This window comes from Lactimicrobium massiliense (assembly GCF_900343155.1).
Taxonomy (GTDB): domain Bacteria; phylum Bacillota_I; class Bacilli_A; order Erysipelotrichales; family Erysipelotrichaceae; genus Bulleidia; species Bulleidia massiliensis.
The window spans coordinates 694630-702210 of record NZ_OUNG01000001.1; the positions used below are offsets into that span (position 1 = coordinate 694630).

Consider the following 7581-nt stretch of genomic DNA (forward strand, 5'->3'; position numbering starts at 1 on the left):
GCTATGAATAAAGCAATTCCCATGAAAAAGGCGGTCAGAATTGCAGAATATTGCAAATTATTTTTCCATTTTTTCAGAATAAAACCATGAATATCATTCTTTTCCGGATTTTCGCAGAATGATGCCTCTTTACTCTACCGCCTTGAGCGACTCTGCCATATTGATCCTGCGGATCACGCGCCGCATCAGCACATTGACAACCATGGCAAAAAGCATCGTCACAGCAAACGAAAGCACGTATGAACGCAGAGATACATGAACATCAAACGACATTGCATCAACCACAATGCGTGCCATTACAGCATGGACAAACAGAGTGCCTGCCGGCAAGCCAAGCAGGCCGGCAAGAACAGAAAGAATGATATTTTCACGCAGTACATAACTGTACGTCTCACCGGGATAGAAGCCAAGCACTTCAACGGTTGCAATCTCCCGGCTTCTTTCAGCGATATTGATACTGGTCAGATTGCAGATGACAACAAAGGCAAGGGCACCGGAGAGAACCACAATCAAAGCAATGATATAGTGCAGGCAGGACAAAGCTCTGTCCACCGTATGCCTTGTCTGCTGCAGCCTTTCCAGTCCGGTAACTCCACTGATGGATGTCAGTTCCTTTGCAAAGTCATCCGAACTGTCACTGCATTTCAGAAGGAATATATTCGTCTGCCATGTACTTCCATCCATGACAGCATCACTGTTCATGATGACAAAACTTCCGATGTAACTGTCAAAAACACCTGCGACTTTCACCGTCAGCCGGTTATGATCACTGTCTGTCATAACAAGTGCATCCCCCTTCTGCAGATGAAGACGGCGGGAGATCGAACTGCTGATAACCGCTTCTCCTTCCGGCGGATACGAAACCGGTTTGCCATCCTGCATCAGATGCCAGTATGAACCAAAATCATCCCCATCGGCAAACTGGTACAGATGCACCCCGTTCATCTGCACATCACTGCCTGCCGTGACAATCGTTTCCCTGCCCGCCAGCATACCATTGATATGTTCTTTCTGCTGCAGTCCGCTTTCCACCTGATCCTGTTTCCCACTGGCAAAAGACAATGCCATGTCATACGTCTGAATCCCGTCAAACTGCAAAGAAGAAATCCCAATCATGGAATCCCTGACGCCAAAGCCGGTTACCAGCAGTCCCGTGCAGCAGGCAATGCCTGTCACAAACATGACCAGACGCTGCGGATAGCGGAAAGCATTGCGCAGGGAAATCTTCTGCAGGAAGGAAAGACGCTGCCAGATTGAAAAACGTTCCAGGAACAGATGACGGCCATGGCGTGCCGGCAGCGGTCTGATCAAAGCAGCAGGAGTACTTTTCAGCTCATGATGGCAGCTGTACCACGTACAGGCAAGCATTCCTGCCATTGTCACCGCCAGTGTTCCTCCTGCAAGAGAACCAGAAAACACATACGGCATCCGGGCAAAATGATAGCTGACCTGATAGGCTTTCCAGAAAATCTGCGGCAGTGCCCATGTACCGCCGAAAAAGCCAATGATCCATCCTAGCAGGGAGGCACTGCCTGCATACAGCAGATACTTTGCCGTGATGGCACCGTCAGAAAAACCAAGTGCCTTCAGTGTGCCAATCATGCCGCGTTCCTCTTCCACCATGCGGGTCATTGTCGTCACGCATACAAGCATCGCAATCAGTACGAAGAATACCGGAAACAGGCTGGCAATACCGCTGACAATCGATGCATCGTTCTGAAAGCTCACATAGCCGGCATTATCTTTCCGCGTCAGTACATATGTCTTTGGTGAAACGATGCCGGCAGCCTCACCAGACCATTCCGTCAGAAAATGATCTGCCAGCAGTGTATGATAACGTTCATCGGACACCTGAACACACTTTTTCTCCACCTCATCCTGAAATTCCGATACAAGATCATCATATGCCTGACTGTACGCATCTGCCTTTTCCAGCAGGGTCAGATCCACCTCTGTACAGGCATCACCAAAAACATCATCCATCACATAGACAAATGCCTGAACAGAGCCCGTCCCGATCGATGCTGTACCACGATCATTGCCAATATACAGCGGCGAAGAACAAAGTCCGGAAATCGTATATTCCTTTCTTTTCAGATCATCTGTTTCCAGTGTAACAGTCTTGCCAAGATCTTGTTTGTCAAAGAAATTGTCATCCCCCAGGCACTCGGATGAATCTGCCGGCATGCGGCCGGCAGTCAGCGCCGGCACATTGATCTTTTCCGGCAGAGCAAAACCGTATATACATCTCTGCGTCCTGAGAATGCACCCATGGAAGCAAGACTCTTCTGTCCTTCCGCCTGTCCGATACCATCCAGATCCGCAAGTGCACTGACCTCCTTATCCGTAAAGCCAAGGGAAGAATACAGCCGGTAATCATACAGATTCTGCTGTGAGAAGTAATTCTGGGCAAGCGTCCCCATGGCATGACGGGTAATACGCAGGCCAGAGAAGAAACCGGCACCAAGCATCACAATCAGCACCAGGGCAAGCCAGCGCCCCGGAAAGCTGAGAATAGACCGTCTGGTCAGCTTACCAATCCCTTTCATGATCCTCACCAGACAATCTCATCCACATTCTGGATATGCCCATTCCTGACATCATCCAGAATTCTGCCGCTCTGCATGTGAATGATGCGGTCTGCCATCGGCGCAATCGCCTGATTGTGCGTGATGATGACAACCGTTGTACCCCTCTGTCTGCTCAGCTCATACAGCATCTTCAGCACTGCCTTGCCAGTTTTATAGTCAAGGGCACCCGTAGGTTCATCACACAGCAGCAATGATGGATTCTTTGCCAAAGCACGGGCAATGGCCGTGCGCTGCTGCTCCCCGCCGGACAGCTCAGAAGGAAAATTATGCATACGGTCCTGCAGCCCAACCATTTCCAGAGCCTGCCTGGCAGGAATGGGATGGTCACAAAGCTGCGCTGCAATCTCCACATTCTCCAGAGCTGTCAGATTCGGAATCAGATTATAGAACTGAAAGACAAAGCCAACATCATGGCGGCGGTACTCTGTCAGTTCTTTATCTGTGAAGGCACTGATCTCTTTATTCTGCAGATAAATATGCCCCGATGTCAGCCGGTCCATGCCCCCGAGCATATTCAGCAGGGTCGTCTTGCCAGCCCCGGAAGAACCAAGAATCACACAGAATTCTCCCTGATCAATCGTAAAGCTGGCACCATCCAGAGCATGCACTGCAGTACTGGAGCTGCCATAGATTCTGACTGCATTCTCAAACCGGATATAACCCTGTGCTCGTTCCATATATGAAACCCCTTTCATATAGCATTGTAATCCTGCAAAAGAAAAACAGCCAGACATTATCCGGCTGTCCGATGGTGATGGAAACGGCTGCTCATATAGATTACCGTCCAGATGATACTCATGCCCAGAGCAATGGCAATGGCAAATTCCATCATGACAAAAAACTGTTGCTGAAACTCTTCCATGCGGTTCTGCACTGCCGCCAGCATACCGTAATACAGATAGGATCCTGGAATCAACGGGATCGCAGAAGGAATGACAAACAGCGTTGCCGGCGCATGCAGCAGGCGGGCAAGAACTTCTGCATAGCCTGCCGCAAATGCAGATGCTGCCAGGCAGGGCGCAAAGACATGATGCGTGATATGAAACAAAAACAGATAGATGCTCCAGGTAAACAGGCCGCCAAGGCTGGCCGGCAGAAGCAGCTTCCCCCGTACCCGGAACATGATGGAAAAGCCAAGCGATCCAAAGAAAGCCGCGGCCAGCTGAATCAGAACTGTCTGCATCTTAAAGCCTCCCTGCTGCCATGATGGCAAGCATAAAGCCAGCCGCAATCACCGCTGCCCGCACCATGCTTTCCGTCAGGCGCAGCGTACCGCTGATCGTATCCCCGACCAGTACATCCCGAATGGAATTCGTCATTGGAATACCGGGAATCAGCAGCATGATATCACCAATCATAATCATATCTGCATGCAGGCCTGGAATGGCACGGCCAAGGAGACAAATGCCAAATCCGCACAGGAAACTTGTCAGAAGATTAAATGATACGGCATTGGGGCAGTATGGCTCCAGATAGCTCACAAGCAGAGAGACAAACAGTCCCATCAGGCCGGAGGCAATACCATCCACAAGCGTTCCCCCAAAGAAGATGGCAAAAGCCGCAGCTCCCATCACACTGCCAAAATACAGCCAGAATATTTTCTCTTTCTGGTTCCGGATCTCTTCAATCCGCTCATGAAGCACTGCCGCAGTGCACGGCCTGCTGCAGAAGGAACGGCTCAGCTGATTCAGCTGCTCCAGACGACGGAAATGATTCGCAGTACTCATCAGAACACGTTTTGTCTCTGTATATTCACAACCGTCAGGATCTTCCATCGTCACAACAATACTGCTGGTAATGACAAAGACATTCATCCTGGCAGCGCCAGACGCCACACCCATGCGGGTAATCGTATCCTCTACCCGTTTCACCTCACCGCCGCTGACTAACATCAGCTCACCAAGATCCATCAAAGCATGCAGCAATTCCCTGCGCTCCATATCTTTCATCCTTCACACAATCTTTCAGTCGCCATTGTAGCAAAACCAGAAAAACAAGCCAAAGAAAATAAGAGCCAAATATAAATATCCTTTTCCCGTGTCAATTCTCATATCTGTACACACTGTTATATGTACTCTTGCCCAGAAGCTTTTCTGGTATCCGAAAATTGTCTCTGCATGAAAGCACAAAAAAACCTGAAGAACTCTCTCCAGGTTTTCCAAGCCATACTCTGATTAACGCTTGCTGAACTGCGGTGCACGACGAGCAGCTTTCAGACCGTACTTCTTACGTTCCTTCATACGGGAATCACGTGTGAGGAATCCAGCCTTCTTCAGTGCAGGTCTGTAATCTGCACTGGCTTCCAGCAGAGCACGGGAGATGCCATGACGCATAGCACCAGCCTGGCCAGCATAACCGCCGCCATAAACATTGATCTTGATGTCAAACTGACCCTTTGTCTCAGTCAGTACAAGCGGAGCATTGACCTCCATACGCAGAGTAGCCTGCGGGAGATACTCTTCCAGAGTGCGTCCATTAACTGTGATCACACCTGTACCCGGAGTCATAAAGACACGGGCAACGGACTGCTTGCGGCGTCCTGTTCCGATGTAAGTAACTTTCTTCTTACCTGCCATTGTCCTTATCCTCCTTACTTAATCTTCAGCTCAACAGGCTTCTGAGCTGCATGAGGATGTTCAGCACCCTCATAAACGAATACATGCTTGCGCATCTGATCACCGAGCTTGTTATGCGGCAGCATACCAGTGATCGCCTTTGTGACCCACTCAACTGTATACTGTTCACGCATCACCTTTGTGCTTCTGACACGCAGACCATTCGGATACTGGGAATGAGAGAAGTAGAACTTCTTGAAATCCTGATCACCAGTGATACGAACCTTATCTGCATTAATGACGATCACATAATCGCCGCAGTCAACATTAGGTGTGTAAATCGGCTTGTTCTTGCCCTTTAATACTGTTGCGACCTGAGAAGCAAGACGTCCCAGGACACAGTCAGTGGCGTCTACCACATACCACTGACGCTTGACTTCGTTTGGCTTAGCCATCGTTGTCTGACGCATATTTCATCCTCCATATGTAGTTTCCGGGGCTACATTTGGCATGAGATGCCGACTTTTATTTTACGTCCAGCCATTCTTCCAGTCAACCATTATTTATAGCTGAAAGCACTGAAAAACAGGAATTTCCAGGTGCTCTGCCGCCAAGATAAAAAGCTCTGGCAGCCCAGAGCTTTGAGAGTTACATGGAAACGATGTTAATCCAGGTCAGCACCGTTGGACGCAATAACCTTCTTGTACCAGTAGAACGAATCCTTGCGGCTGCGGTTAAGTGTACCCTTTCCTTCGTCATCCATATCAACATAGATGAAGCCATAGCGCTTTCTCATTTCACCAGTTCCGGCTGAGACAACGTCAATGCATCCCCATGTCGTATAGCCAATCAGATCAACGCCGTTCTCAATTGCCCTGTCCATCGCCTGAATATGCGGGCGCAGATAATCAATCCGGTACTGATCATGGATACTGCCATCCGGCTCAACCTTGTCATATGCACCAAGACCATTCTCCACTACCATCAGAGGCAGACGATAACGGTCATAGATCTTCTCAAGGAAGTATTCAAGACCAGTCGGGTCCAGTGACCATCCCCAGTCAGAATACTGCAGATAAGGATTTCTGGCCCCATTGGAGAAGTTGCCTCCAACCTTTTCATCAACTTTATGTGTTGTCACAACACCGGATGAATAATAGCTGAATGTATACATGTCAACGGTGCCGGCTTCCAGATCGGCAAGATCCTGTTCCGTAATGTCGAGATGAACATCATGAATGCGCCACAGTCTCTGTGCAAACGGAGAATATCTTCCAAAGACATGGACATCTCCGCAGTAGTACGTCGCATTCTCCCAGTTATGTTCATTAGCAAGGACATCATTCGGATCGCATGTACCCGGATAAGAGCAGGAAGTGGAAAGCATGCAGCCGATCATGTTGTCAGGATCGATGGCATGGCCAATCTGTACAGCCTTGGCACTGGCCACAAGCTGATAGTGCAGCTGCTGGTATGCTTCCTGATATTCGGCATCTTCCTGTGCCTTATCCATATGAAGCATTTCTTTTTTCATCGGAATAAATGCACAAGTATTATTAATCTCATTGAATGTCAGCCAGTAATGAACAAGGCCTTTATATTCAGTGAAGCAGGTTGTCGCAAAGCGGACATAGAAATCAATCAGCTGACGATTGTTCCAGCCGTCATAGTTCTGTTCCAGATACAAAGGTGTATCAAAGTGCCAGATCGTAACCAGCGGTTCAATATTGTACTTGTGCAGCTCCTCAAACACCTTGCGGTAATGTTCAATGCCAGCCGGATTTGGTGTCTTTTCGTCACCACGTGGATAGAGACGGCTCCAGGAAATGGACATTCTGTATACCTTGAATCCCATCTCAGCAAAAAGCGCAATATCTTCCTTATAACGGTCATATTCATCAACAGCATTATGATTCGGATAATGAACGCCATCCAGCACAGCATAATGTGCACCTTCCGGCAGATGCGCAAACTGATTCATCTTTCCTGGTTTGCCATCCTTGTCAATGTACGTGATATAACGAGGTTCTTTATAGGAGCCTCCCGTCGTTACATCCGTTTTTGCAGGACCTCTGCCATCTTTGTCCCATCCACCTTCTACCTGGTTGGCTGCCGTAGCACCGCCCCAGAGAAAACCATCTCGAAAATGAGCCATATATTCCTCCTTATGATATATAAATGATAGCGCATTCAGATGAAAGGAATATGATTTTTTAGTTATCTTTCATCAGTCCCGGAAATCCCTGTATTTTCTGGACTCATCATGTCAGCGTAACTGCCGTTTTAACAGGCAGGATTATCGAGTACTTAGTAAGCGCTCGATAATCCGTACCTATGATAAAAACCATTTCCAGGTACACTTAACGGTGTCAATGGGAATGGTTTTACATACCAAGCTTTTGATGGACTTCTTCTGACCATGGCAGAAGTCTATC

The 7581-nt window shown here is 48.5% G+C and carries 8 protein-coding genes; all 8 read right to left on the reverse strand.

Annotation, left to right across the window (positions count from 1 at the left end; translation table 11 throughout):
- Positions 1-129 precede the first annotated feature (129 nt).
- Positions 130-2211 (reverse strand): ABC transporter permease, encoded by a 2082-nt coding sequence (locus tag DHU66_RS03385; RefSeq protein ID WP_108774447.1) that lies wholly within the window; start codon positions 2209-2211, stop codon positions 130-132.
- Positions 2199-2549, reverse strand: a complete 351-nt coding sequence (locus DHU66_RS03390) for a hypothetical protein (RefSeq protein ID WP_135358291.1) — start codon at positions 2547-2549, stop codon at positions 2199-2201. The genes DHU66_RS03385 and DHU66_RS03390 overlap by 13 nt, the downstream gene beginning before the upstream one ends.
- A 5-nt stretch (positions 2550-2554) precedes the next feature.
- Positions 2555-3268, reverse strand: coding sequence for an ABC transporter ATP-binding protein (locus DHU66_RS03395; RefSeq protein WP_108774449.1), 714 nt, complete (start codon positions 3266-3268; stop codon positions 2555-2557).
- Positions 3269-3324: 56 nt separating this feature from the next.
- Positions 3325-3774 carry a threonine/serine exporter family protein gene (locus DHU66_RS03400; protein ID WP_108774450.1) on the reverse strand — a complete coding sequence of 150 codons (450 nt, stop codon included), beginning with the start codon at positions 3772-3774 and terminating at the stop codon, positions 3325-3327.
- 1 nt (position 3775) lies between these two features.
- Positions 3776-4531 (reverse strand): threonine/serine exporter family protein, encoded by a 756-nt coding sequence (locus tag DHU66_RS03405; RefSeq protein ID WP_108774451.1) that lies wholly within the window; start codon positions 4529-4531, stop codon positions 3776-3778.
- Positions 4532-4765: 234 nt separating this feature from the next.
- On the reverse strand, positions 4766-5167 hold the full coding sequence (rpsI, locus tag DHU66_RS03410; RefSeq protein WP_108774452.1) for a 30S ribosomal protein S9: 402 nt from the start codon (positions 5165-5167) through the stop codon (positions 4766-4768).
- A gap of 14 nt (positions 5168-5181) precedes the next feature.
- On the reverse strand, positions 5182-5616 hold the full coding sequence (rplM, locus tag DHU66_RS03415) for a 50S ribosomal protein L13 (RefSeq protein ID WP_108774453.1): 435 nt from the start codon (positions 5614-5616) through the stop codon (positions 5182-5184).
- A gap of 194 nt (positions 5617-5810) precedes the next feature.
- Positions 5811-7301 carry a family 1 glycosylhydrolase gene (locus DHU66_RS03420; protein ID WP_108774454.1) on the reverse strand — a complete coding sequence of 497 codons (1491 nt, stop codon included), beginning with the start codon at positions 7299-7301 and terminating at the stop codon, positions 5811-5813.
- Between the last annotated feature and the right edge of the window lie 280 nt (positions 7302-7581).

Bases quoted from the DNA above. Each gene is read 5' to 3' on its own strand.
- DHU66_RS03405 (WP_108774451.1), bottom strand. From the start codon at position 4,531: ATGGAGCGCAGGGAATTGCTGCATGCTTTGATGGATCTTGGTGAGCTG.
- DHU66_RS03420 (WP_108774454.1), bottom strand. From the start codon at position 7,301: ATGGCTCATTTTCGAGATGGTTTTCTCTGGGGCGGTGCTACGGCAGCC.
- DHU66_RS03400 (WP_108774450.1), bottom strand. From the start codon at position 3,774: ATGCAGACAGTTCTGATTCAGCTGGCCGCGGCTTTCTTTGGATCGCTT.
- DHU66_RS03390 (WP_135358291.1), bottom strand. From the start codon at position 2,549: ATGAAAGGGATTGGTAAGCTGACCAGACGGTCTATTCTCAGCTTTCCG.
- DHU66_RS03395 (WP_108774449.1), bottom strand. From the start codon at position 3,268: ATGGAACGAGCACAGGGTTATATCCGGTTTGAGAATGCAGTCAGAATC.
- rpsI (WP_108774452.1), bottom strand. From the start codon at position 5,167: ATGGCAGGTAAGAAGAAAGTTACTTACATCGGAACAGGACGCCGCAAG.
- rplM (WP_108774453.1), bottom strand. From the start codon at position 5,616: ATGCGTCAGACAACGATGGCTAAGCCAAACGAAGTCAAGCGTCAGTGG.